Source organism: Pseudomonas sp. NBRC 111133 (genome assembly GCF_001320605.1).
Classification (GTDB): Bacteria; Pseudomonadota; Gammaproteobacteria; order Pseudomonadales; family Pseudomonadaceae; genus Aquipseudomonas; species Aquipseudomonas monteilii.
Genome location: NZ_BCBJ01000068.1, coordinates 1 through 25,940, shown reverse-complemented (window position 1 = coordinate 25,940; position 25,940 = coordinate 1). Strand labels below are relative to the sequence as shown.

Sequence of the window (25,940 nt, the reverse complement as noted above, 5' to 3'; positions counted from 1 at the left end):
CGCGGGTGGTTTCCCGTTCTTGTTGTTCGCCTTGAGGTCACGACGGCAGAGGCAGGTCGTGCTTGCGAACAGATAAGCGCGAGGAGCGATGAAGCACAATCAAATCTGGTTTCACAGCGTGGAACCGAAAGCGCCGATCAGGGCTGCCATTGCTTGCAACGGCAAGCACTACTTCATGGCGGGGAAGCGAACTAATAATACTTGTTCAGGCAAGGGGTCGAGGACGGCCGATTCCTGGCCACGTAATCGGTTCCAGCCGGTGGCTTCCTTGATGGACTCCAATACCAACTTGCCCAGTGGCAATCTGTTCGATCTGGCTTCCTGATAAGTCGATCTGACATCGTTGAACAGCTGCCTCAGCTTGCCCACTCCTGCGAGAGAGCTTGCGGCTATTCCGGCCCCGGTCATCAGTTCAGCTCCCACTGACTCAAAGGGCGCTGAAAAAGAAAACACTGCACTGGGTGCCTTGACGACGGTACCCGCCAGGCCGCCGACAAATATCATTGCATTATTGGTACGGCTTGAATTGTTGAACTCCTTCGGTATTGGCGTTCCGTTGGCCTTGGCAATTGAACGTTTGACGATTGCTTTGGATGCCTTGTTCAGTGAAGACAACATACCCACCGTTCCCCAGACAAGTCCTGTTGCTTGCCCGACTACCCGTGTGGGCGAATGACCATCACGGTCGACATTGTTAACCGGGTCCCCCGTACAGTAGGCATAGGCATTAAGCCCACCACGACCAAACGGGCTGAATGCATCCGGGCTGTGAAAACGCATTGTCCCGGTTTGATAGGCACGCTTGCCGTTGCCAAGTAAATAACCCTGCGGCAGAAGCGCGCCAGCCTCTCCGGCAAAGGCCAACAACGGGCAGCCCTTGCCCCCCTGATAGCCATAGGGTGTATAGGGCCGCAACAGAACGTTATTACTTGTGTGCACGGAGGCCTGTTGGTCAATGGCCAATAAATATGAAGCTCGCATGTTTTTCAGTTCCTGTTAGTGTTACTTGCCCCTTCACACTAACCCCACCATCCTTAATCAATAACTCGCAGAATTGCTGAGCGGAAACATTACCCACACACGATGGCTGCAATAGCTGTTACCTTGGGCGCACTGTTCCGAAACAGCCAAGGACTGCGTCATGCCCCCACGCCCAACCACCCCAAACGGCTTCGTCCGTGTGCGGGGCGCCCGCGAGCACAACCTGAAGAACATCGATGTCGATATCCCCCGCGATGCGCTGGTGGTGTTTACCGGCGTATCTGGCTCAGGCAAATCGTCACTGGCCTTCTCCACGTTGTACGCCGAAGCCCAGCGCCGCTACTTCGAATCAGTGGCGCCCTATGCCCGGCGCCTGATCGACCAGGTTGGCGTGCCAGACGTAGATGCGATCGAAGGCCTGCCTCCAGCCGTGGCCCTGCAGCAGCAACGTGGCACACCCAGTGCGCGTTCCTCGGTGGGCAGCGTGACCACCTTGTCCAGCTCGATCCGCATGCTCTACTCACGCGCCGGCCACTACCCGGCCGGGCAAGCGATGCTGTATGCCGAAGACTTTTCGCCAAACACGCCCCAGGGCGCGTGCCCGGAGTGCCATGGCATGGGCCGGGTCTTCGAGGTGACCGAAGCGACCATGGTCCCCGACCCGTCACTGACCATTCGCGAACGCGCGGTGGCCGCGTGGCCGATGGCCTGGCAGGGGCAGAACCAGCGCGACATTCTGGTAACGCTGGGCTATGACGTCGATATCCCTTGGCGCGACTTGCCCCAGGCGCAACGCGACTGGATCCTGTTCACCGAAGAAACGCCTACCGCGCCGGTGTATGCCGGCCTGACGCCCGCGCAGACCCGCGCCGCACTCAAGCGCAAGCAGGAGCCTAGTTACCAAGGCACGTTCATGGGTGCCCGGCGTTACGTGCTGCATACCTTCATGCACTCGCAGAGCGCACAGATGCGTAAACGCGTGGCCCAGTACATGCGCCCCAGCCCTTGCCCGCTGTGCCAGGGTAAGCGATTGAAGCGCGAGGCGCTGGGCGTGACCTTTGCCGGCCTGGATATCGCCGAACTGTCGCACTTGTCACTGCAGGCGTTGGCCGAGGTGTTCCGCAAAGTGGCGGCAGCTGACTACCTGGCCCACCTGCAAGACGACCTGACCCTGGAAAAGCGCCTGGCGGCACAGCGCATCGCCAAGGAGTTGCTGGAGCGCATCGACACGCTGCTCGACCTTGGCCTCGGTTACCTGGCCCTGGAACGCAGCACCCCCACCTTGTCCTCGGGTGAGCTGCAACGCTTGCGCCTGGCCACCCAGCTCAACTCACAGCTGTTCGGTGTGATCTACGTGCTCGACGAGCCCTCGGCCGGCTTGCACCCGGCCGACAGCGAAGCGTTGTTCGACGCCCTGCAACGCCTGAAACACGCGGGCAACTCGGTGTACGTGGTGGAGCACGACCTGGACACCATGCGCCGCGCCGACTGGCTGGTGGATGTAGGGCCGGCTGCCGGCGAGCAGGGTGGCACCATCCTCTACAGCGGGCCGCCCGCAGGCCTGGCCGAGGTCGAGCCATCATGCACCCGCACCTACCTGTTCAATGCCCAGTCCCGGGCCACACACACGCCACGCCAGGCCCGAGACTGGCTCACACTTGAAGGCATTACCCGCAACAACCTCAACAACCTCAGCGCCGCCTTCCCGCTGGGCTGCTTTACCGCCGTTACGGGCATTTCCGGCTCGGGCAAGTCCAGCCTGGTCAGCCAGGCCCTGTTGGAGCTGGTCGGTGCGCACCTGGGCCATGCCGAGCAACGCAGCGAGCCCGAAGAACCAAACCTGGAGGACGCGCCTGAGCAGACCGGCAGTGGGCATGTCAGCGCTGGGCTGGACGGCATCAAGCGCCTGGTACAGGTCGACCAGAAGCCGATCGGTCGAACGCCTCGCTCCAACCTAGCCACCTACACCGGCCTGTTCGACCACGTGCGCAAGCTGTTCGCGGCCACTGAGCAGGCCAAGGCACAGGGCTTCGACGCAGGGCGCTTCTCCTTCAACGTTGCCAAGGGGCGCTGCGCCAATTGTGAAGGCGAAGGCTTCGTCAGCGTTGAGCTGCTGTTCATGCCCAGTGTCTACGCCCCCTGCCCGACCTGCCATGGCGCCCGCTACAACCCTGAAACCCTGGCGGTAAGCTGGCAAGGCATGAACATTTCCCAAGTGCTGCAGCTGACTGTCGAGCAGGCCCTGCAGGTCTTTGCCGAACAGCCACCGGCGCGGCGTTGCCTGCAAGTGTTGCAGGACATCGGCCTGGGCTACCTTCGCCTGGGCCAGCCGGCTACCGAACTGTCCGGTGGTGAAGCGCAACGGATCAAACTGGCGACCGAGCTGCAACGCACGGCCCGCGGGGCAACGCTGTATGTGCTGGACGAGCCCACCAACGGCTTGCACCCGCAAGACATCGATCGGTTGCTGGTGCAACTGAACCGCCTGGTCGACGGCGGGCACAGCGTGGTGGTGGTCGAACATGACATGCGTGTGGTAGCGCAAAGCGACTGGGTGATCGATATCGGGCCGGGTGCCGGCGATGCCGGGGGCAAGGTGGTGGTGAGTGGCACGCCGCAGGTGGTGGCTGGGTGTGCGGCAAGCCGCACAGCGGCGTTTTTGGCCGAGGCCTTGTAAAAGCGCGCATTGCCAGGTTCCAGGCAGGGCCACAGATTGCGATCAATTCTTGATTGCACCCCTCTCCCGGAACCTCGCGCCTGCCATGCCGCCCGCCGACCTACCCTCAACCTGCAGGTCCAGACGCTGTACACCGAGCACCACGGCTGACTGCAGGGTTGGCTAGGGCAGTTGCAGTAGGGCACCGCTGACCGAGGGCGTAAGCCGGCAATCGATCAGCGTCGACAGCTGGGCGACCGGCACCGGTGCGCGCACGCCTTACGACGAATCCATCACTCCCCCGGTGTATGGCCTGGTGATCAAGCCCTGCAAACATGTGTCGTTCGCAGCAGGACACCTTCAACATGGACGGCGAACAGGTCAACAAGGGGGTGGGGGTGGAGCTGAATGTGTTCGGTGAGCCGGTGGACGGCCTGCGGCTGCTGACCGGTGCGATGTTCATGCACACGATCTCAATGCCACCACAAAAACCAAGGCATGCACCTAGCAGCAGCAACCGCCGCTCAAGTACAGTCTGCCCATGGACAAGTACGCCCCACGCCAGTGGCTCCCCCACGAAAAACCCAGCCTGCCGGGCTCCCCCTCCACGCCCCTGCATTCGCCAGCCAAGCGCCTGGCCTACGGTGTGGTCGGCCTGCTGGTCGCAATCACCGGTGGCCTTGGCAACGCGTTGGTCACCGCCAACCTGGTGTTCCTGCAAGGCGCCTTGGGCGCGACCACGGCAGAAATGGCCTGGCTGCCTGCCGCCTACGTCATGACCAACGTGTCCATCAACCTGCTGCTGGTGAAGTTTCGCCAACAATTCGGCCTGCGTGCCTTCACCGAGGTGTTCCTGGTGCTGTACGCCCTGGTCACCTTCGCCCACCTGCTGGTCAACGACCTCAACTCGGCCATCGCGGTACGCGCGGCCCACGGCATGGTCGGTGCCGCGCTCAGCTCGCTGGGGCTGTATTACATGATCCAGGCGTTCCCGGCGCAATGGCGGCTCAAGGCAATGGTGCTGGGCCTGGGCGCCTCGCAGCTGGCACTGCCGCTGGCACGCATCTTTTCCGAAGACCTGCTGCAAATCGCCGAATGGCGTGGCCTGTACCTGTTCGAGCTGGGCCTGGCGCTGGCCGCGCTGGGTTGCGTGTTGATGCTCAAGTTGCCACCCGGTGACCGTTTCAAGACCTTCGAGCCCCTGGACTTCCTCACCTTCACCCTGATCGCCAGTGGCACAGCCCTGCTTTGCGCCGTGCTGTCGCTGGGGCGCATCGACTGGTGGCTGGAGGCGCCGTGGATCGGCGTGGCGCTGGCGGCCTCGATCGGCCTGCTCTTCAGCGGCCTGGCCATCGAGCACAACCGGCAGAACCCGTTGTTGATGACCCATTGGCTGGGCAGCGGTGCAGTCATTCGCCTGGCGCTGTGCGTGGTGTTGATCCGCATGGTCACGTCCGAACAGTCCACGGGCGCAGTCGGCTTTTTGCAGGCGCTGAACATGGGCAGCGAGCAAATGCGCACGCTGTACTGGATCATGCTGCTGGGTGCCTTGGCAGGCCTGGCCAGCAGCGCTCTCACCATCAACCCCAACCACTTGGTGATTCCGCTGTTCGTCTCGTTGCTGGCCATGGCTGCCGGCGCCTTCATGGACAGCAGCTCCAGCAACCTCACGCGCCCGGCACAAATGTACTTCAGCCAGTTTCTGCTGGCCTTTGGCAGCACCTTCTTTCTCGGCCCGTCGATGGCCTTGGGCATCAGCCATGTGCGCGCCAACCCACGCAACCTGGTGAGCTTTTCGGTACTGTTCGGCATCTGCAACAACCTCGGTGGCCTGATTGGCGCGGCGTTGCTGGGCACCTTCCAGACCTGGCGGGAAAAATTCCATTCCAGTCACCTGATGGACCGCCTCAGCTACCTCGAACCCTTGGTCAATGCGCGTGTGCAGAGCGGCGGCAGCGGTTACGGCGGCATCATCGCCGACCCGGCCCTGCGTAGCGAAGCCGGCATGCGCCTGCTGGCCAGCGCCGCCACCCGCGAGGCGAACATCATGGCCTACAACGACGTGTTCGTGCTGATTGGCGGTATCGCTATCCTGACAATGATCTGGATCTGCATCCGTAGCACCTGGCTCTGGTACACAAAACGCCAGGCCGCCCTCACCGACTCCACCCCCGGCGCGCCCAACCGATGACCGACGACACCCGCACCACGACCACCACCGCCATCGCCGAAACCCCGGAAGGTGCCACACCACCCAGCGAGCCTACCAGCCCGGTACGTTCGCGGCGGGTACGCATCCTCTCGTCAATCAGTTTCGCCTGTGTGGCCCTGGCCGGCATCCTGCTGGTGCTGTATGCCTGGCGCCTGCCACCGTTCGGCAGCGCCATCGAAAGTACCGAAAATGCGCTGGTACGCGGCCAGGTGACCATCATCGGCCCACAACTGAGTGGCTACATTGTCGACGTGCCGGTGCACGACTTCCAGTTCGTCAAGGCCGGTGACCTCCTGGTGCAACTGGACGACCGCATCTACAAACAGCGCCTGGCACAGGCCATTGCCCAACTGCAGCAACAACAGGCAGCACTGGCCAACAACCTGCAGCAGCGCAACAGTGCCGAAGCCACCATCGCCCAGCGCCAGGCGGCCATCGGCGATGCGATGGCCCAGGCGGTCAAGGCCAAAGCCGACCTGAGCCGCAACCAGGCGCTGGTCAACGACGGCTCGGTGTCGCGGCGCGACCTGGACCTGGCCCGTGCCAGCGAAGCGGCAGCGGTCGCCAGCCTGGCCCAGGCCAAGGCAGCGCTGGAAATCGCCCGCCAGGACCGTGAAACGGTGGTGGTCAACCAGGCCGCGCTGGAAGCATCGGTGGAGAATGCCAAGGCGGCCGTGGAACTGGCGCGCATCGACCTCGACAATACCCGCGTCACCGCCCCGCGCGACGGCCAGCTGGGGCAGATCGGCACACGCCTGGGGGCTTATGTGAATTCTGGCGCGCAGTTGATGGCGCTGGTACCCGACACCTTGTGGGTCATCGCCAACATGAAGGAAACCCAGATGGCCAATGTACGCATCGGCCAGCCGGCGACGTTCACCGTGGATGCCCTGAACCACCTGAAGTTGCAAGGGCATGTACAGCAGATATCGCCAGCCACCGGCTCGGAGTTCGCCCTGCTGCAGGCGGACAATGCCACCGGCAACTTCGTCAAGATTGCCCAGCGAATTCCAGTGCGCATTACTGTGGATGCCGGCCAGGACGACGCCAGGCGACTGCGCCCAGGCATGTCGGTGGTCGTCAGTATCGATACCCGAGGTGAGCCATAGCGATGCCGTCTTGCCACGATTGCGCCGCTCTAACCCGTGGGTTCTAATCTTCAGCCATCGGTTTTATCTTCGCCATTCAAGGACGTTTCACCATGTACAGGAAGATCATGCCGCTGGCGCTGCTGGCAACCCTGACAGGTTGCTCCGACAGCAGTGACACCCCCGAGGCCGGTTTCAGGAAAGCCGCCCAGGCCTACCTCGACACCCAGTATCCGCACTGCTTCGTCATCAGCTCATTTCCCACCAAGACCCAGGACTTCGACCTGCACGGCACCAACAAGGCGCTGCATGCCTTGGCCAGGGTGGGCGTGGTCAGTGAGAGGGAAATCTCGCGCACCGAGGTGCCTGCCCGGCTGTGGCAACCGGCACGTACGGACATCTACTATGCCTACGCGCTTACCGACGAAGGCCGCAAGTATTACAAGGCGGACCACGGCCTGTGCTTTGGCAAGGCGCAGGTAACAGCGATCGAACAGTTCAGCGCGCCAAGCGAAGCCACGGGACAGAAGACATCGAATGTGACCTATGCCTACACGATTACCGGGCTACCGGCATGGGCCGGTGATGAACAGGTCAAAGCCAGCATTGCCGAACTGGGCAAGGCTGTGGCCAGTCATGATGCGCCGCTCAAAGATACCCGGGCCATGGTGCTGACCCATCAGGGATGGCAACTGCGGGACAGGTAGTGGCTTGCCGGGTTTGCCCTGCAGCACTGGCTTGTCTGCCACAGACACATTCATGTCGCCCACAGACTGCGGCGTCTCGTCGCATACCACTGCCCCTTGGGCAAAACTGCGCAAGCCCGTAGAATCGCGCCTCCTTTTCGCCCGTCGCCTTGAACGGTGGCAACCGGCAGCAATGACAGAGTCCGTGCCTGAACACATGAATGCACATGTGAAATAGGCTCAACCCTCCCCGCGCGGCCCATTTCCCAAAGGGCCCAGCGGTTGAGTCTTGCCCAGGTCGCATCCGTGTAGCCACTCGCCCCTTGCCGGGTCGGGCCGGTGTGCGCGTCCGAGAAGGCGCTCATTCCGCTCATCCAACTAGAGGTACGTATGTCTCCGCGTTTGCTGGCCATGGCGCTGGCGCCCCTGCTCGGGTTGTTCATCATTGCCCTGGGCAACGGCTTCATGTCTTCCCTGACCACCCTGCGCCTGGGCGCTGCCGGTGAATCAGCCACCACCATCGGTATTGTCTCGTCGACCTACTTCATCGGCCTGACCCTGGGTGCAATCTTCAACGACCGGCTGATCTTGCGCATCGGCCATATCCGCGCCTACACCAGCTTCGCTTCGCTGATCGCCGCGACCATCCTGCTGCAAGGGTTGTTCTACGACGTCACCTGGTGGTCTGTGCTGCGCCTGATCAACGGCTGGGCAGCGGTCGGCGTGTTCCTGGTGATCGAAAGCTGGCTGCTGCTGGCCGGCGACGCCAAGATCCGCGGCCGCCTGCTTGCGCTGTACATGATCGCCTTCTACGGCGCCGGGGTAATCGCCCAGGCCGGACTTGGCGAAATCACGCAGCTGGGTGACACCGCCCCCTTCATGCTGGCTGGCGTGCTGGCTTCACTTTCGGTGCTGCCCATCGTGATCTTGCCGCGGGTATCGCCCCTGCTGGACCAGGTCGAACCGCTCAAACCCCGCCAGCTGCTGGGTGTGGCACCGTCGGGCCTGGTGGGCTGCTTCGGCTCGGGCGTGGCCATTGCCGGGATCTATTCCCTGCTGCCGCTGTATTTGCAACGCATCGGCCTGGAGGTGGGCGAGGTCGGTAACATGATGGCTTGGGTGATCCTCGGCGCCATGCTGCTGCAATACCCGGTCGGGCGCTGGTCCGACCGCAAGGACCGCCAGGATGTGCTGATCGCCCTGGCCGCGCTGTGTGTGGTGCTGTCACTGGTCACGGTGTTCCTGCCGTCGGACTCGTTCCTGCTGCCAGCCATGCTCTTCCTGCTGGGGGGCGGCGTGTTCACGCTGTACCCGGTGGCGGTCAGCCACGCCGCCGACCGGGCACCGTCCGATGCGCTGGTACCGATGATTCAGGGCCTGCTGCTGATCAACTCGCTGGGCTCCGCCATGGCGCCGGTCGCCATGTCGCCGATGATGACCGAATTTGGCGAGGCCGGCCTGTTCTGGGCCTTTGCCGTGGTCAACCTGGGCATGGTGTGCTTCTTCATGTGGCGCCGTGGCAAACGCCCGGCGGCGGAGCACCCGGCGCCGTTTACGGCTTCGACCACGTTCTCGCCAACCGGCGCCGAACTGCGCGTGACCGAAGACCTGATGCACGCCGCGCAGGAGCATCCGCCGCTGGAGCCGGTAGAAAACCCGGCACCAGCACAGCGCTCGGAATATCATTGATCCCAGGGGCCGCTTTGCGGCCCCTGAAGTTACCGCTCGTCGCCCAAAGCGCACCCCGCTCCCCGCACTTGGCCAAACGAATGACAGACCATCCGCAAAGGAGACTTTCCATGATCCGCATTCGTCCGCTCTCCCTGTACCTCGCGCTGGCCCTGGCCAGCCTCACCGGCACCGCCTTCGCTGCCACCAACACCGATACACACACCAACACCGACGGTCGCCCACAGACCGATCAGTCTGGCGGCAAGACGGCGGGTGAGGGCAGCAGCGTCAACAGCCCCGGCAGTGGTAAAAGCAACGACAGCAGCGACACCGGCAGCAACACCGATGCCGCCGACGGCGCGAGCGGTGGCTCCAACAGCACCGGCGAGGCGACCGGCTCCGGTGCGGGGCACACCGGAGGCACTGCAGAGGACCAAGACAGCCACTAGGTCGGGCGTTATGGCCATTGAACCAACCAGTACAAAAACTAATGATCAACCCAATAGCATTTATCCATTGAATGGCCCGAACGAACTGAAGTAAGCTCGGGCTCATTCACTGGAGAGCAACATGCCGAAACACACCCGCAACCACGCCAACCACACCGGTCGCACCCTGCGCCCTGTGCTGGCCGTTGCCGGCTGCGTGGCACCTGCCAGCTATTACTTTGGGTATTGGTTTAGCCACTAGGCGCCGATACCCACACGGCGCCCACCTTCGAGGGGCCGCCGAACATGAGAATACTCAAACCCCCGGTCGGCTCCCCGACCGGGGGTTTTGCTTTTCAGGCCTTTGAACAACACCGATTCACATTGAGGACAGATTCATGAACTACGCCACTTATTACTACGCAAACACCTATGCCTGGCGATTTAGCCAATCCCGTTCGGGCCAGCCTGCCGCCTCCGACCGGTCTTCCACAGGTGGCAATGCAGCAGCCAATACGAATTCAACGATCTGTCGAACACCTCGATAGGGCCGACCACGCGGGCCAGAACCCGCCGTCCGCCCAGGGAAAAACGCCATGCAAGCTTCCAGCCTCGCCCTGCCCCTGACCCAGCCGCAAGCAGCCAACACCACCGTCAGCAAGCGCCTGCCCAGCCCGCACCTGCTCAAGCAGCAAATGCCGCTGTCCAGCGAACTCACCCAGCAAGTCCATGCCCACCGCCAGGCCATCCGCGACATCCTCGAAGGCCGCGATCCGCGCCTGTTGGTGATTGTCGGCCCCTGCTCGATCCACGACCCTCGCTCAGCCCTGGAATACGCCGACCGCCTCGCCGCTCTCAGCCGTGAAGTCAGCAACAAGCTGCTGCTGGTGATGCGCGCCTACGTCGAAAAACCGCGCACTACCGTGGGCTGGAAAGGCCTCGCTTACGACCCGCACCTCGATGGCAGTGACGACATGCACTCGGGCATCGCGTTGTCCCGTGGGTTGATGCTGAGCATGATCGAACGCGGCCTGCCGATCGCCACCGAGCTGCTGCAACCGATGGCCGCCGGCTACTTCGACGACCTGCTGGCCTGGGCCGCAATTGGCGCACGCACCACCGAATCGCAGATTCACCGGGAAATGGTCAGTGGCCTGGAGCTGCCAGTCGGCTTCAAGAACGGCACCGACGGCGGCATCGCCATCGCCAGCGACGCCATGCGCAGCGCCGCCCACCCGCACCGCCACTTCGGCATGGATGCGCAGGGCCACCCGGCGATCATCGAAACCCTGGGCAACCCGGACACGCACCTGGTACTGCGCGGTGGCCACAAAGGCCCCAACTACGATGCCAACAGCATCGCCATGGCCCGTCAGGCACTGGCCAAGGTTGGATTGCACGCAAGCATCATGGTCGATTGCAGCCACGCCAACAGCGGCAAGGACCCGGCGCGTCAGCCCGCCGTGTTCAACGATGTGCTGGCGCAGCGCCTGGCCGGCGATCGCTCGATCATCGGCGTGATGATCGAAGGGCACCTGTTCGATGGCTGTCAGGCGCTGGGCAAGGGCGCACTGAAATACGGCGTGTCGATCACCGACGGCTGCCTGGGCTGGGCCTCGACCGAAACCCTGTTGCGCGAAGCGGCACAAAAACTGTAAGGCGAAGCTTGCAAGCCTGGCGAGACATACCCCAAGCAAGTGCGCTAGGCTTGCCTTTTTACCCCAAGGAGCAGTACCCATGGCCCGTGCAACCGCCCGCCACATCTTGGTCGCCACCGAAGATAAGTGCAACGAACTCAAAGCCCAGATCGAAGCAGGCGCCGACTTCGCTGAAATCGCCAAAGCCAACTCCACCTGCCCGTCCAGCCGTCAGGGCGGTGACCTGGGCTCGTTCGGCCCAGGCCAGATGGTCAAGGAATTCGACACCGTGGTGTTCAGCGCACCGGTCAACACCGTGCAAGGCCCGGTGAAAACCCAGTTCGGCTACCACCTGCTGGAAGTGACCAGCCGCCAGGACTAAGTCCTCGCAGCCGATGAAAGTCCGTGTGGGAGCGGGCTTGCCCGCGAATAGGCCAGACCAGACAACCTTGTTGCCTGGGCCGACGCATTCGCGGGCACGCCCGCTCCTACAGGGTTTGTGGGGCCTGTTCTTGCTTTGTCTGGCTTTCAATACCCAAGCCGCCCCCACCCACGCACTCACCGTCTACGGTGAAGCCCCCCGCTACAACGCCAGCTTCCAGCACTTCGACTACGTCAACCCCAACGCCCCCAAGGGCGGCATCCTGCGCCGCTCGGCCATCGAGATCGGCCAGTTCGACCACATTCTGCCATACATCGACAAAGGCATTGGCGTCAGCGAAGTGGATGGCCTGTTGTATGCGCCACTGGCCGTGCGCTCCTTCGATGAACCCTATACCGTCTATGGCCTGATCGCCCATAGTATGGAGCGCGGCCCCGACGATGCCTGGCTGCGTTTCAATATCGACCCGCGTGCCACCTTCGCCGATGGCAAACCGGTGCGCGCCGACGATGTACGTTTCACCTTCGAGCTGTTGATGAACAAAGGCAGCCTCAAGTACCGCACCCAGTTCGCCGAGGTCACTGGCGTGACCGTGGAAAACCCGCACAGCGTGCGCTTCGACTTCAAGCCCGGGCACGGTCGCACCCTGGCCCTGGACCTCGCCAGCCTGCCGGTACTGCCCGAACACGACTGGCAGCAACGCGACTTCGCCAACGGTGCCGGCTTTGACAAGCCAGTCGGCAGCGGCCCTTACCGCATCGGGCGCATCGACAACGGCCGCAGCATCACCTTCGAACGCGACCCCACCTGGTGGGCGCGCGACCTCCCCGCCAGCCGTGGCCGCTACAATTTCGACACGCTGCGCATCGAGTACTTCGGCGATACCGAGGTGGCCCGGCAGGTGCTCAAAGGCGGGGGTTACGACTACAACCGCGAGTTCTCCGCCACCGCTTACACCCTGGGTTACAACGGCGCGCAACTGGAGGATGGTCGCCTGCAACGCGCCCACCTTGGCCCGGCCAAACCGCAAGTAGCCCAAGGCTTCGTGTTCAACCTCGACCAGCCGCAGTTCAAGGACCGCCGGGTGCGCCAGGCGCTGGGCATGTTGTGGGACTACGAGTGGAGCAACCGGCAGATGATGCGCAATATGTACATCCGCCAACAAAGCGTGTTCTCCAACACCCCGCTGGCGGCCCGCAAGCTGCCGGATGCCGGCGAGCTGAAGCTGCTTGAGCCGTTGCGCGGCAACGTACCGGAAGAAGTGTTCACCACCGTGTTCAGCGCCCCGGTCACCGACGGGTCCGGGATCATCCGCAAACAACAGTTGCAGGCCCTGGCCCTGCTTGAACAAGCCGGTTGGCACCCCGAAGGCGACCGCCTGGTGAACAGCGACGGCACACCGTTGGCCTTCACCTTCCTCAACGGCCAGTCGGGCATGGAGCGCCTGCTGCTGCCGTGGAAGCGCAACCTGGCCCAGATAGGCGTCACCCTGAACATCCGCAATGTCGACCCTGCCCAGTACGTCAACCGGCTGATGGCGCGTGACTACGACATGATCGTCACCGGCTACCCGGTTACCCTGTCGCCGGGTGCCGAGTTGTACAACTACTTTGGTTCGGCAGCCGCCCACGACCCCGGCTCGAACAACCTGATGGTGCTGCAAGACCCGGCCGTGGACCGCCTGATCGATGGCCTGGTGCGTGCCGACACCCAGGCCGACATGCTGCAGCACGCACGCGCCCTGGACCGAGTGCTGCAATGGAACTACTACTGGATCCCCAACTACTACCCGCCAGGTAGCTCCACCGCCTGGTGGAACCGCTTTGGCCTGCCCAAGGTCCAGGCGGCCTATGACGAAGGCCTGGACACCTGGTGGGAGATAAGCCCCACCCCGCTGACCAACGCGCAAATGGCTGAACGCCAGAAGGCCTTGCCATGACCACCTACATCCTGCGCCGTCTGTTGTTGATCATCCCGACCTTGCTGGCGATCCTGCTGGTCAACTTCGCCATCGTCCAGGCTGCGCCGGGTGGCCCGGTAGAACAGGCCGTGGCGCGCCTGCAAGGGCTTGGCGGCGGCGCACCCGGCGCACGGGCCGAAGTGGTGCACGGTGACTCCCGCGCCACACGAGGCCTGGACCCGAAACTGATCGAGGCGATCAAGCGCCAGTACGGTTTCGACAAGTCCGCCCCCGAGCGCCTGTGGCTGATGCTGGGCCAGTATGCCCGGCTGGACTTCGGCAACAGTTTCTTCCGCGGCACCACGGTCACGGACCTGATCCTGGACAAGTTACCGGTGACCCTGTCGCTGGGTTTCTGGGCCACGCTGATCACCTACCTGGTGTCGATCCCGCTGGGCATTCGCAAGGCGGTGCGCCACGGCAGCCGCTTCGATGCCTGGAGCAGCGCGCTGATCGTGGTCGGCTATGCCCTGCCCTCGTTCCTGTTCGCCCTGCTGCTGATCGTGCTGTTCGCCGGTGGTACCTCGCTCAACTGGTTTCCGGTGCGCGGCCTGGTTTCGGATAACTTCGATGAACTCAGCCTGCTGGGCAAGGTTGCCGACTACTTCTGGCACCTGGTGCTGCCCGTCGGCGCCTTGGTGATTGGCGGTTTCGCGACCCTCACGTTGCTGACCAAAAACGCCTTCCTCGACGAGATTTCCCGCCAATACGTGGTCACCGCCCGGGCCAAAGGCCTGAGTGAACGCCGGGTGCTGTATGGCCATGTACTGCGCAATGCCATGCTGCTGGTGGTAGCGGGGTTGCCGCAGGCACTGATAACGGTGTTCTTCGCTGGATCCTTGCTGATCGAAGTGATCTTTTCGCTCGATGGCCTGGGCCGCATGAGCTATGACGCAGCGGTGTCGCGGGATTACCCGGTCGTGTTCGGCACGCTGTTCATCTTCACCCTGGCGGGCCTGTTGATCCGCCTGATCGGGGACCTGTCGTACACGTTGCTCGACCCTCGCATCGACTTCGATACGAGGGCGCACTGATGCTTTCCCCCGTCTCGCGCCGTCGCCTGCAACGCTTTCGCCGCAACCGCCTGGGCTGGGTCTCGCTGTGGCTGTTCGCCGGCCTAATGCTGTTGAGCATGTGCGCAGAGCTGGTGGCCAACGACAAACCACTGCTGCTGGGCTACAAGGGCGAGCTGTACATGCCGGCACTCAAGCGCTACACCGAGCAGCAGTTTGGTGGCCAGTTGCCGTTCCAGCCCGATTACCGCAGTGCGTATGTGCGCCAACTGATCGCGGAACAAGGCGGCTGGATGCTGTTCGCGCCCATCCCGTTCAGCGCCGACACCCCCAACTACGACCTGCAAGTCCCCACCCCCAGCCCGCCAAGTGCAAGCAACTGGCTGGGCACCGACGACCAAGGGCGCGATGTGCTGGCGCGGGTACTGTACGGCACGCGGGTATCGCTGCTGTTCGCGTTTGCCCTGACCGTCGTCAGCGTGCTCATTGGCGTGATAGCCGGCGCGTTGCAGGGCTACCACGGCGGTTGGGTCGACCTGCTCGGCCAGCGCCTGCTGGAGGTGTGGTCAGGCTTGCCGGTGCTGTACCTGCTGATCATCCTCAGCGGCTTTGTCGAACCGGATTTCTGGTGGTTGCTGGGGATCATGGCGCTGTTCTCCTGGCTGACGCTGGTCGATGTGGTACGGGCCGAGTTTCTGCGTGGACGAAACCTGGAGTATGTCAAGGCAGCCCGGGCGCTGGGCCTGCCGGACAGCCAGGTGATGCTGCGGCACATCCTGCCCAATGCCATGAACGCAACCCTGACCTATGTGCCGTTCATGCTGACCGGGGCGATCACCACCCTGACTGCGCTGGATTTTCTCGGGTTCGGCATGCCGGCCGGGAGTGCTTCGCTGGGAGAGCTGGTGACCCAGGGCAAACAGCACCTGGAGGCGCCGTGGCTGGGCTTTACCGCGTTTTTCGCGCTGGCGGTGATCTTGTCGTTGCTGGTGTTTATCGGGGACGCCTTGCGTGAGGCGTTCGATCCCCGAGGATAAGTTTGCAGGTCTGGCCTCTTCGCGGGCGCGCCCGCGAAGAGGCCAGACCTGCTTATACAATGATTCAGGATGTTTACCCATGCACCACAACGACAGCCTCAAGAACTACCCCCAGGTACGGCAACTGGCAATTCACTCGCTGTTCGAGATCATCGAGCAGTCCAGCGAAGGCACGGTCATCGTTGACCGCAATGCACGTATCGTCTGGATGAACGAACGCTACGCCCGGCGCTTCGGCCTGGCCGATGCCGCCAGAGCCATCGGCCAGCCATGCGAGGCGGTGATCCCAGGCAGCCTGATGCGCGACGTGGTGAGCAATGGCCGGCCAATCCTGCTGGACATGCTCGACACCTCGAACGAGCCCCTGGTGGTGATGCGCCTGCCGATCCACGACGACCAGGGCGCACTGATCGGTGCCATCGGCTTTGCACTGTTCGACGAACTGCGCAGCCTGTCGCCACTGCTTAAACGCTACGCCAGCATGCAGCAGGAGCTGGCCTCGACCCGCTCGCAACTGCGCGCCCGACAAGCCAAGTACAGCTTCGCACAGTTCGTGGGGAGCTGCGCTGCCAGCCTGGAAGCCAAGCGCCGCGCCCGGCGCGGTGCGGGCAGCGATTCGCCGGTGTTGTTGCTGGGCGAAACCGGTACGGGCAAAGAGCTACTGGCCCATGCCATCCACGCGGCGTCGGCGCGGGCGCACAAAGCCTTCGTCAGCATCAACAGTGCAGCGATCCCTGAAACGCTGCTCGAAGCCGAATTTTTCGGCACCGCGCCGGGTGCGTTTACCGGCGCCGACCGCAAGGGCCGCAGTGGCAAGCTGCAGTTGGCCGAAGGCGGCACGCTGTTCCTCGACGAGATCGGCGACATGCCGCTAGCCCTGCAGAGCAAGCTGCTGCGCGTACTGCAGGAAAAGGAATACGAGCCGGTTGGCTCGAACCAGATGCTGCGCAGCGACGTGCGCATCATTGCCGCCACCTCCATCGACCTGCAGGCAGCCATGGCCCGTGGGGCGTTTCGCGCCGACCTGTATTACCGGCTGAATGTGCTGCCGATCGACGTGCCGCCGCTGCGGGAGCGTCTGGAGGATTTGCCAGCGCTGTGCGAGACCATACTGGGTGAACTGGGCAGCCAGTACGAGCTGGAGGCTGATGCGCAACAACTGCTGGCGCGGCATGCATGGCCGGGGAACATTCGCGAGCTGCGCAATGTGCTGGAGCGCGCGACATTGCTGGCGGATCAGCCACGGTTGGGGGTGGCGGACTTGCGTGCGGCATTGGGGCCGTTGAGCCCGATAGCGGCCGGGCCGGTGCGACAGACATACCGGGAGGCCTGCGAGGCATTCGAGCGCAAGTTGATTGGCGAGGCCCTCGCAGAATGCGAGGGCAATGTGCCGCAGGCTGCTCAGGCATTGGGGCTAGGACGGTCGACCCTGTACAAGAAGATGGTTGCACTTGGTCTCTGATTAGAGACTATAGTTTCCATGTTGAGACTATCGCGAGGGCTTTGCCCTTGTGCCTCGGCGGGACGCAACGCGAAACAAAAATCTCGAATTAGAGACAAATATTTCAAAACAAACAAAAAATACTTATAAATCAATATCTTATATTTTGGCACGATTCCCGCTATCTCCTGCACACCGATAAAAACAAGACTCACCCAGGAGACCCTCCCCGATGACCGTGCTCATCGCCCTCGCCGCTCTGGCCCTGCTGATGCTGGCTGCCTATCGCGGTTACAGCGTAATCCTCTTTGCCCCCATCGCCGCCCTCGGCGCCGTCCTGCTCACCGACCCCTCTGCCGTGGCCCCCGCGTTCACCGGGGTGTTCATGGAGAAAATGGTGGGCTTCATCAAACTCTACTTCCCGGTGTTCCTGCTGGGCGCTGTGTTTGGCAAGTTGATCGAACTGTCCGGCTTCTCCCGGTCGATCGTTGCCGCCGCCATCCGCCTGCTCGGCACCCGTCAAGCGATGCTGGTCATCGTGCTGGTCTGCGCCCTGCTCACTTACGGCGGTGTCTCGCTGTTCGTGGTGGTGTTCGCGGTGTACCCGTTCGCCGCCGAAATGTTCCGCCAGAGCAACATCCCCAAGCGCCTGATCCCGGCCACCATCGCGTTGGGTGCATTCTCTTTCACCATGGACGCCCTGCCGGGCACCCCACAAATTCAGAACATCATCCCCAGCACCTTCTTCAACACCACCGCCTGGGCGGCGCCATGGCTGGGCCTGATCGGCACGTTGTTCGTGTTCTTTACCGGCATGGCCTACTTGCAACGCCAACGCAACAAAGCCCAGCGTGCAGGTGAAGGCTATGGCACCGACTTGCGCAACGAACCGGAAACCGCTGCCGACCTGGCCCTGCCCAACCCCTGGCTGGCCCTGTCCCCGCTGATACTCGTGGGGGTAATGAACCTGTTGTTCACCCACTGGATCCCCCAGTGGTACGGCCCCAGCCACAGCCTGCAACTGCCCGGCATGAGCGCGCCAGTGCAAAGCGACGTGGCCAAACTCACGGCCATCTGGGCAGTGCAGGCAGCATTGCTGGTGGGCATCCTGATGGTGCTGGTGTGTGCCTTTGGCGCCATCCGCACGCGCCTGGCAGAAGGCACCAAAAGCGCGGTGGGGGGTGCTTTGCTGGCGGCCATGAACACCGCTTCCGAATATGGCTTTGGTGCAGTGATCGCCTCGCTGCCAGGCTTTCTGGTGCTGGCCGATGCCCTGCGTGGCATCCCCAACCCGCTGGTCAACGAAGCCATCACCGTGACCTTGCTGGCCGGCATCACAGGCTCCGCTTCGGGCGGAATGAGCATCGCCCTGGCGGCCATGGGCGACACGTTCATCGCCGCCGCCCATGCCGCCAACATCCCGCTCGAAGTACTGCACCGGGTGGCCGCCATGGCCAGCGGTGGCATGGACACCCTGCCACACAACGGCGCGGTGATCACCTTGCTGGCGGTGACCGGCCTGACCCACCGCGAGACCTACAAGGACATTTTCGGTATTACCCTGATCAAGACCCTGGCGGTGTTCGTGGTCATCGCCACCTTCTACGCCACCGGCATCGTCTAAGGAGCTATGCATGACCCTCAAAGGCAAGACTGCACTCGTCACCGGTTCTACCAGCGGCATCGGCCTGGGCATCTCCCAGGTGCTGGCCCGCGCGGGCGCCAATATCGTGCTCAACGGCTTTGGCGACCCGGCAGCGGCGCTGGCCGAGATCACCCGGCACGGGGTGAAAGCGGTTCACCACCCGGCCGACCTGTCGGACGTGGCCCAGATTGAAGCGTTGTTCGCACTGGCCGAACGCGAATTCGGTGGTGTCGATATTCTGGTCAACAATGCCGGCATCCAGCATGTAGCACCGGTGGAGCAGTTCCCGCAGGAAAGTTGGGACAAGATCATCGCCCTCAACCTGTCGGCCGTATTCCATGGCACGCGGCTGGCGCTGCCGGGCATGCGCGCGCGCAACTGGGGGCGCATCATCAACATCGCGTCGGTACATGGCCTGGTCGGTTCGACTGGCAAGGCAGCCTATGTGGCGGCCAAACATGGTGTGGTCGGCCTGACCAAGGTGGTCGGGCTGGAAACGGCCACCAGCAATGTCACCTGCAATGCCATCTGCCCAGGCTGGGTGCTGACCCCGCTGGTGCAGAAGCAGATCGACGACCGTGCTGCCAACGGTGGCGACCCGCTGCAGGCACAGCATGATCTGCTGGCCGAGAAGCAACCATCGCTGGCGTTCGTCACCCCCGAACACCTGGGTGAGCTGGTACTATTCTTGTGCAGCGAGGCCGCAAGCCAGGTTCGCGGCGCCGCCTGGAACGTCGATGGTGGCTGGTTGGCCCAATGACGGGCGGCCTGGGCCTGGCAGTGGTCTCGTATTCGATTATTTGCAAGGAGGCCTTATGCGCCCTACCCCGATGCCCGCGATTCTGGCCCTGACCCTGGCTGCCGCAGCCCCTGTGATGGCAGCCAGCCTGAAGGACGTCGCCCCCTACCCCGAGGCAGAAAAAGGCTTCACCCGGCAGGTGATTCACCTGCCGGCACAGGCTGATGAGTCGGCCTATAAACTGGAAATCCTCGCTGGCAAGACGCTGCAGGTGGACTGCAATCGCCAACGCCTGGGCGGCAACCTGGAAGAACGCACCCTGGAAGGCTGGGGCTACAATTACTACCGCCTGGACAAGGTCAGCGGCCCGGCCAGCACGCTGATGGCCTGCCCGGATGGCAAGAAGACTGAGGCCTTCGTGCCGGTGGTCGGTGACGGCTTCCTGCTGCGTTACAACAGCAAGCTGCCGGTAGTGCTGTATGTGCCCAAGGATGTCGAAGTGCGCTACCGCGTGTGGTCGGCATCGCAGGACGTGCAGAAGGCTAAAGTAGAATAAACAGCCTGCGCGGTCACTGTAGGAGCGGCTTCAGCCGCGAACACCGGCAACGCCGGTGCCATGCACCGCGCCGGCTTCTTCGCGGGTAAACCCGCTCCTACAGGGGACTTCCTTCATCTGCCCCACAGATGACAAGCCCGCGGTTGGCAGTAACGGGAGGAAACGCATGAACGATGTGCTCTGGCGCCCCTCCACGGCGCAGGTCAAGGCCAGCCGGATGGATGCCTTCCGCCGACGGGTCAACCTGCGCTACAACCTGCAACTCACCGACTACCAGGCGCTGCACCGCTGGAGCATCGAACAGCGGCCCGCCTTCTGGCAGACCCTTGCCGACTATTTCCACGTGCGCTGGCACACCCCGGCGAGCCAAATGCTGAGTGAAGGGCCACAAATGCCCGAAGCGCAGTGGTTCGCCAACGCCACCCTGAACTTCGCCGAACACCTGCTGCGCCGTCGCGACGACCGCCCGGCCGTTGTTTCCATACGCGAGGATGGCCACCGCCAGGCGCTCACCCACGCCCAGCTGGCCGCCCATGTAGCGGGGTTGCAAGCGGCGTTCAAGGCCGCAGGCATCGTCGCAGGCGACCGTGTGGCTGCCGTGATGCCCAATACCTGGCAAACACTGGTGGCCATGCTTGCCTGCACCAGCCTCGGCGCGATCTGGTCGACCTCTTCGCCCGAGTTCGGCGTGAATGGCATCATCGACCGTTTCGGCCAGATTACGCCCAAACTGCTGATCGTCTGTGCCGGCTATCAATACGCTGGAAAAGACATCGATCAGGTGGCCAAGGTCAACCATGTGTGCGAGCAGTTGCCAGGCCTGGAGCAGCTGATCGTAGTACCTCATACCCGTAGCGGCACTCGCCCCGACGAGTTCCACGCGGCCCGGGTGAGCCTGTGGGATGACGTCTACCAACCCGGTGGCGAGCCGCGTTTCACCCCGCTGCCGTTTGACCACCCGCTGTGCATTCTCTACTCCAGCGGCACCACCGGCGTGCCCAAGTGTATCGTCCACCGCGCCGGTGGCGTGTTGCTGCAGCACCTCAAGGAACACGGCCTGCACAACGACCTGAAAGCCGATGACGTGTTGTTCTACTACACCACCTGCGGTTGGATGATGTGGAACTGGCTGGCCAGCGGCCTGGCCATAGGCGCCACGCTGGTGCTGTACGACGGCTCGCCGTTCCACCCCGGACCCGAACGGCTGCTGGACTTGATCGACGCCGAGGGCATCCACGCCTTCGGGACCAGCGCCAAGTACCTGGCAGCGCTGGAGCAGGCGGGCCTTGAGCCTGCAGCCAGCCACAACCTGGCCAGCCTGCGGTTGCTGCTGTCCACCGGTTCGCCGCTGTCACCCCACAGCTATGACTACGTGTACAGCAAGATCAAGGCTGACCTGTGCCTGGCGTCCATGTCGGGCGGTACCGACATTGTCTCGTGCTTCGTGCTGGGCAACCCGACCCTGCCAGTGCGCCGTGGTGAAATCCAGTGCATGGGCCTGGGCATGGCGGTGGAAGTGTGGAATGAGCACGGCCAGCCGGTGCTGGACGAAAAAGGCGAGCTGGTGTGTACCCGCAACTTTCCCTGCATGCCGTTGGGGTTTTGGCACGACCCGGACGGCAGCCGCTATTACGACGCCTATTTCAGCCAGTACCCGGGGGTTTGGGCCCAAGGCGACTATGCCGAACAGCGCACTCATGGCGGCCTGGTGATTCACGGCCGCTCGGATGCCGTGCTCAACCCGGGCGGCGTGCGCATTGGCACGGCGGAGATCTACCGCCAGGTGGAGAAAGTCGAGCAGGTGCTGGAAAGCGTGGCCATCGGCCAGGACTGGAAAGGCGATGTGCGTGTGGTGCTGTTCGTACGCCTGCAAGACGGCCTGCAGCTCAATGAGGCCCTGCGCCAGCGCATTCGCCAGGTGATACGCCAATTCACCACCCCCCGCCATGTGCCGGCGGTGATTGCCCAGGTCAGTGACATACCACATACCATCAGCGGCAAGCTTGTGGAGTTGGCGGTTCGCAATGTGGTGCATGGCTTACCGGTGAAGAACACCGACGCGCTTGCCAACCCGCAAGCGCTGGAGCAGTTTCGAGATCGCGTGGAGTTGCGCGAGCAGGCATAATGCCGCCCTTTTTCCCCGAAGCACAGGTACCCCATGAAAGCCCAAGCCCGCCACATCCTGGTCAAGACCGCTGACGAAGCCGAAAAGCTCAAGCAGCGCATCGCCAACGGCGAGGCTTTCGACGTACTGGCCAAAAAGTTCTCCATTTGCCCGTCAGGCAAACGCGGTGGTGACTTGGGCGAAATCCGTCCGGGCCAGATGGTCGGTGCCATCGACCAGGTAATCTTCAAAAAGCCGCTGCGCGTGGTGCACGGGCCGATCAAGAGCAAGTTCGGCTACCACCTGGTGCAAACCTTCTACCGCGATTGATGGCAGCGGGCCACCTGACATTTTTGCCAGTTGTTCCGTCACCTTACAATACATACAACACAGGCAGGGCCGAAGCGACGCTTTAGGTAGTGGACCCTTCAATGGACACGGAAACCTGCCTATGCGCTGCCCTCGCCTGCTGCTGCCTGCCGCATTCCCCCTACTTACCCTGCCTTTGCTGGCTCACGCTGAATCCCTGACCGTTTCATCCGGTGACAATCTGGGTGCCCTCGTGCAGACGAATGCGGCCGACACGTTCACCATCGGCGGCGGCACAGTTCTGACATTGCAGCAAGGCAATGGCCAAGACACGTTCACCATGACCGGTGGGACTATTACGGACGCGTTTGAAGATGGTGACATCGCCGACTTCCAGGGCGGCAGCATTGGCCGGATAGATCTCAAGCTTGCTGACAACATTCTCAATATTTCCCAAAGTCTCGGGATTGAAACCCTCGTTGTCGGCAACGTCGTCAGTGGGCTTGGCAATGACACGATCACCATGACCGGCGGCACCATCGGCGGTGATATCAGCACCAGTAGCGGCCTAGACAATATCACCCTCAGTGGTGGCACGCTCAAAGGTGAGATACGTGCCGGCAACGATAACGACATTTTTACCTGGTCGGGCGGGCGCATCGGCGGCCCGGTAAGAATGGGGCCAGGTGACGGCCAAGGAAATATCATCGGTCTCGACTCGAAGACATTGGTCACTGACCTGGATGGGGGCCCCGGCAGCGATAGCCTGGTGTTCGAAAAAAGCCAAATAGACGGTGGCGCGCAGTACGTGAACTGGGAGGCCATAGGCCTGTTCGATGACAGCCGTCTCACGCTCGACGACACATTGACCCTCGGCGACGACGGCACCGGCACAGGTGCCCTGATCATCGATGACAGCAGCGCACTGCTGTCCCGTCAAGGCACGATCACCGCGAAGGGCAATGGCCAAAGCGCTTCAGTGCTGAATGCCGGGATGATAGACCTCAGCACGGGCAATGACGCCCAGGGCCGACTGACTATAAACGGCAATTACGAGGGCGATAACGGTCTGCTACGTGTCAACAGCGTACTTGCCGGTGACGATGCAGCGTCTGACCGACTTGTCGTCAGTCGGCCTGCATGGCGGCGTGCAATACACCGCCAACCTGGACAGCCGCCAGCAGGAAGCCAGCGGCGTGAACCTGGGCGTGCGCTGGCAGTTCTAGCGGCGTGCCGCCAGCAAGCCGAGGCCGGCGCAGCCCAGCAGGGAGGCGCTAACCCGGTTGAACAGGCGGCGCGGGCCAGGCTGGCTGAACCAACGCTGCATGTAGGCGCCCAGGCCTGAGTAAATGGCAATGGCCGCCCATTCCAGCAGCAGAAACAACACACCCAGCCACAGGAACTGCTCGCTCACCGGGGTGGCGCTACCGACCGAGACGAACTGCGGCAGGAAGGCGGTGAAGATCAGGATCGCCTTGGGGTTACCTAGCGAATGGTAATATAGATTTTAAAATAGCCTCCCGCCCATCCCTCAAACCGGCCTTAAACCGTATCCATTGCTCAGGATGCCTTCCCTGCTATACTGTATATACATACAGATAGCGAGTACTGACCATGACGGCCGACATCATTACTTTCCCGATACCGAGCAAAGACGAAGAGATCCCGAGGGAGATGGAAGAATTTTTCGCGGACCTTCCCTTAGGTTTCCGTTCAGAGCATTGCGAGCCTTCACGCCTAGCCCTTAAGTGGAGTGTAGAAGCACTCGCATTTCGTTCGGGTGTTTCACCAGATGCGATCCGCACGGTCGAGCTCGGAGATGAGCTGCGGCGCGTCACAATGCAGGCGCTCGCTTTTGCGCTTGAAGCGGAAGGGCTCATTTTCTTCCCCGGGCACCCTCCCCTGCGTTCTGACGACTGCCGAGGCGCTACACCTGATCCCAGAACCAGAGGCGACTATCACCTGATCGAATGATAGAGCGATCGAGGGCTGGGCGAGCCAACCGGATTTTTACTGAGCTATACGGCTCGCCTTTTCAGCGCTACGACCCTCCACGATAGCCAAACCGCGGCTGTATTGAGCCTAACAAGCGGGATAGAGATTTGAACCCGCCCGATGATCTCAATAGGCCGCAAGAGGCCAGCATAAACGGCTATTCTGGATTGCCGGATGGCCTGCATAGGCCTAAGACGCCCTAGGATTTGCCCTAATTTTGCCCTAAGAATTATCACCCCTGGAGCACACGCATGGATGACCAAGCCTCAACCACTGCTGACACCCTTGAGCTGCTGCATTTGAACCAGGTCGCCATCAGAGCAGCTCTGGAGGAGCTCTCGCTGTGGGTTAGTCATCGCGGCTCGGTTCAAATACATGAAAACGTCATGGCCGCCTTAAAGACCCTCGATATCCACGCTGAGGCGATCTCAGCCGGGGTAGAGCGCCTGCGGGCGTAACCGAACCCGCAGCCAGGGCTTTACACGCGCCGCTGACAGAGTCCACACATGAAACGCGACAATGATGGATTGAGGCTATTTTCCTGTAGCGCCCGTATTGCCTTGCTTCAAACCCTTTGACTCCATGACCGTACCAATTTCGTACCTATTGGAATCGGATTCAGTAAGATTTCTGTTGACAAGGCACCATGGCTATTTGATATCAATATAGGCAGGCTTGGATCCCGGGTCACCTATAAAATGGCCAACGGTGTTACGCAAATACGAAAATGATAGCGTTACGCGGACACATCCAACCACCTCAATATTTACCTCCTCAAATCTTCACTTTCGAATTACAGGAAGGTCTGGATGACCGCAAAAGATAAGAACTCAAACGCGCTTGGTATACAGAAATCAGTAACCAAAGGAGAGCGTGAGACGCCCGAAAAAACCTGCTTCGTCATGATGCCCATAGCTGACATGGACGGATACGACGCTGGACATTTCAGAAGGGTGTACGAATATCTTATCAAGCCAGCATGCGCCATCGCTGGGTACACAGCTCAACGAGCTGACTTTGTGGCAGCAAGCAACTACATCATCATTGATATCCTCAAAAAGATTATCGAAAGTGACATAGTTATATGCGACTTAAGCGGACGAAACCCCAACGTATTATATGAGCTTGGGGTACGTCAAGCTTTCAACTTGCCTACAGTCTTAATCAAAGACTCAATCACCGCAAGAATTTTCGACATTCAAGGACTCCGCACGACAGAGTACAGCCACACTTTGCGAATTGACGAAGTTCAAGAAGATACCTCGAAAATTGCGCTCGCTCTTACTGAAACTGCAGATGCACCGAACGACATAAACTCCATGATACAGCTTTTAGGCACGCAACCTGCTCAGCTGCCTCATAAGATCGAGGTATCAGAAGACACGAGCCTTATTTTAGCG

At 62.0% G+C, this 25,940-nt stretch carries 20 protein-coding genes and 5 pseudogenes; 23 read left to right on the top strand and 2 right to left on the bottom strand.

What is annotated here, in order from left to right; genetic code table 11:
* Window positions 1-168 precede the first annotated feature (168 nt).
* The gene (locus APH36_RS30845) at window positions 169-981 is read right to left on the bottom strand and encodes an RHS repeat-associated core domain-containing protein (protein WP_082426401.1); all 813 of its coding nucleotides are present in this window, start codon (window positions 979-981) and stop codon (window positions 169-171) included.
* Window positions 982-1,141: 160 nt separating this feature from the next.
* Between APH36_RS30845 and APH36_RS15235 the strand changes: the two genes are divergently transcribed.
* From APH36_RS15235 to APH36_RS33055, 20 genes and pseudogenes are all read left to right on the top strand, one after another.
* Complete coding sequence (locus tag APH36_RS15235) at window positions 1,142-3,658, top strand: excinuclease ABC subunit UvrA (RefSeq protein ID WP_060499321.1); 2,517 nt, start codon at window positions 1,142-1,144, stop codon at window positions 3,656-3,658.
* An 85-nt stretch (window positions 3,659-3,743) separates the two neighbouring features.
* Window positions 3,744-3,805: pseudogene (locus APH36_RS33220) on the top strand (RNA polymerase subunit sigma); the annotation flags it as partial.
* A 31-nt stretch (window positions 3,806-3,836) separates the two neighbouring features.
* A pseudogene (locus APH36_RS32700) lies at window positions 3,837-4,107 on the top strand (TonB-dependent siderophore receptor); the annotation flags it as partial.
* Window positions 4,108-4,178: 71 nt separating this feature from the next.
* A complete protein-coding gene (locus APH36_RS15230) occupies window positions 4,179-5,828 on the top strand; it encodes an MFS transporter (protein ID WP_060499320.1) in 1,650 nt (549 codons plus the stop codon).
* Window positions 5,825-6,958, top strand: a complete 1,134-nt coding sequence (locus APH36_RS15225; protein WP_060499319.1) for an HlyD family secretion protein — start codon at window positions 5,825-5,827, stop codon at window positions 6,956-6,958. The genes APH36_RS15230 and APH36_RS15225 overlap by 4 nt, the downstream gene beginning before the upstream one ends.
* A gap of 92 nt (window positions 6,959-7,050) precedes the next feature.
* A complete protein-coding gene (locus APH36_RS15220; protein WP_060499318.1) occupies window positions 7,051-7,644 on the top strand; it encodes a hypothetical protein in 594 nt (197 codons plus the stop codon).
* Window positions 7,645-8,013: 369 nt separating this feature from the next.
* Complete coding sequence (locus APH36_RS15215) at window positions 8,014-9,312, top strand: MFS transporter (RefSeq protein WP_060499317.1); 1,299 nt, start codon at window positions 8,014-8,016, stop codon at window positions 9,310-9,312.
* 110 nt (window positions 9,313-9,422) lie between these two features.
* Complete coding sequence (locus tag APH36_RS15210) at window positions 9,423-9,743, top strand: hypothetical protein (protein ID WP_060499316.1); 321 nt, start codon at window positions 9,423-9,425, stop codon at window positions 9,741-9,743.
* A gap of 575 nt (window positions 9,744-10,318) precedes the next feature.
* The gene (locus APH36_RS15205; RefSeq protein WP_060499315.1) at window positions 10,319-11,380 is read left to right on the top strand and encodes a 3-deoxy-7-phosphoheptulonate synthase; all 1,062 of its coding nucleotides are present in this window, start codon (window positions 10,319-10,321) and stop codon (window positions 11,378-11,380) included.
* 79 nt (window positions 11,381-11,459) lie between these two features.
* Window positions 11,460-11,741 carry a peptidylprolyl isomerase gene (locus tag APH36_RS15200; RefSeq protein ID WP_054884552.1) on the top strand — a complete coding sequence of 94 codons (282 nt, stop codon included), beginning with the start codon at window positions 11,460-11,462 and terminating at the stop codon, window positions 11,739-11,741.
* Between the two features lie 139 nt (window positions 11,742-11,880).
* Entirely contained in the window at window positions 11,881-13,680 is a 1,800-nt protein-coding gene (locus APH36_RS15195; RefSeq protein ID WP_060499423.1) for an extracellular solute-binding protein, read from the top strand.
* A complete protein-coding gene (locus APH36_RS15190) occupies window positions 13,677-14,735 on the top strand; it encodes a microcin C ABC transporter permease YejB (protein ID WP_060499314.1) in 1,059 nt (352 codons plus the stop codon). Before APH36_RS15195 ends, APH36_RS15190 begins: the two co-directional genes overlap by 4 nt.
* Window positions 14,735-15,751, top strand: a complete 1,017-nt coding sequence (locus tag APH36_RS15185) for an ABC transporter permease (protein ID WP_060499313.1) — start codon at window positions 14,735-14,737, stop codon at window positions 15,749-15,751. Before APH36_RS15190 ends, APH36_RS15185 begins: the two co-directional genes overlap by 1 nt.
* A gap of 79 nt (window positions 15,752-15,830) precedes the next feature.
* Window positions 15,831-17,213 carry a sigma-54-dependent Fis family transcriptional regulator gene (locus APH36_RS15180; RefSeq protein WP_060499312.1) on the top strand — a complete coding sequence of 461 codons (1,383 nt, stop codon included), beginning with the start codon at window positions 15,831-15,833 and terminating at the stop codon, window positions 17,211-17,213.
* A gap of 211 nt (window positions 17,214-17,424) precedes the next feature.
* A complete protein-coding gene (locus tag APH36_RS15175) occupies window positions 17,425-18,816 on the top strand; it encodes a GntP family permease (RefSeq protein ID WP_060499311.1) in 1,392 nt (463 codons plus the stop codon).
* 10 nt (window positions 18,817-18,826) lie between these two features.
* Window positions 18,827-19,597, top strand: a complete 771-nt coding sequence (gene hbdH / locus APH36_RS15170) for a 3-hydroxybutyrate dehydrogenase (protein WP_060499310.1) — start codon at window positions 18,827-18,829, stop codon at window positions 19,595-19,597.
* 55 nt (window positions 19,598-19,652) lie between these two features.
* Window positions 19,653-20,132: a serine protease inhibitor ecotin gene (gene eco, locus APH36_RS15165; RefSeq protein ID WP_060499309.1), complete on the top strand. Its 480-nt coding sequence runs from the start codon at window positions 19,653-19,655 to the stop codon at window positions 20,130-20,132.
* Window positions 20,133-20,298: 166 nt separating this feature from the next.
* On the top strand, window positions 20,299-22,257 hold the full coding sequence (locus APH36_RS15160) for an acetoacetate--CoA ligase (RefSeq protein ID WP_060499308.1): 1,959 nt from the start codon (window positions 20,299-20,301) through the stop codon (window positions 22,255-22,257).
* 33 nt (window positions 22,258-22,290) lie between these two features.
* On the top strand, window positions 22,291-22,566 hold the full coding sequence (locus APH36_RS15155) for a peptidylprolyl isomerase (RefSeq protein WP_016715601.1): 276 nt from the start codon (window positions 22,291-22,293) through the stop codon (window positions 22,564-22,566).
* A 121-nt stretch (window positions 22,567-22,687) separates the two neighbouring features.
* A pseudogene (locus APH36_RS33055) lies at window positions 22,688-23,665 on the top strand (autotransporter outer membrane beta-barrel domain-containing protein); the annotation flags it as partial.
* Between the two features lie 102 nt (window positions 23,666-23,767).
* Here the strand turns inward: APH36_RS33055 and APH36_RS30835 are convergent.
* Window positions 23,768-24,034 (bottom strand): annotated as a pseudogene (locus APH36_RS30835) (LysE family transporter); the annotation flags it as partial.
* Between the two features lie 125 nt (window positions 24,035-24,159).
* Here APH36_RS30835 and APH36_RS15145 point away from each other — a divergent pair.
* From APH36_RS15145 to APH36_RS15135, 3 genes and pseudogenes are all read left to right on the top strand, one after another.
* Entirely contained in the window at window positions 24,160-24,519 is a 360-nt protein-coding gene (locus APH36_RS15145) for an XRE family transcriptional regulator (protein WP_306303034.1), read from the top strand.
* A 272-nt stretch (window positions 24,520-24,791) separates the two neighbouring features.
* The gene (locus tag APH36_RS15140; RefSeq protein WP_060499307.1) at window positions 24,792-24,998 is read left to right on the top strand and encodes a hypothetical protein; all 207 of its coding nucleotides are present in this window, start codon (window positions 24,792-24,794) and stop codon (window positions 24,996-24,998) included.
* A 351-nt stretch (window positions 24,999-25,349) separates the two neighbouring features.
* Window positions 25,350-25,940 (top strand): annotated as a pseudogene (locus APH36_RS15135) (hypothetical protein); the annotation flags it as partial.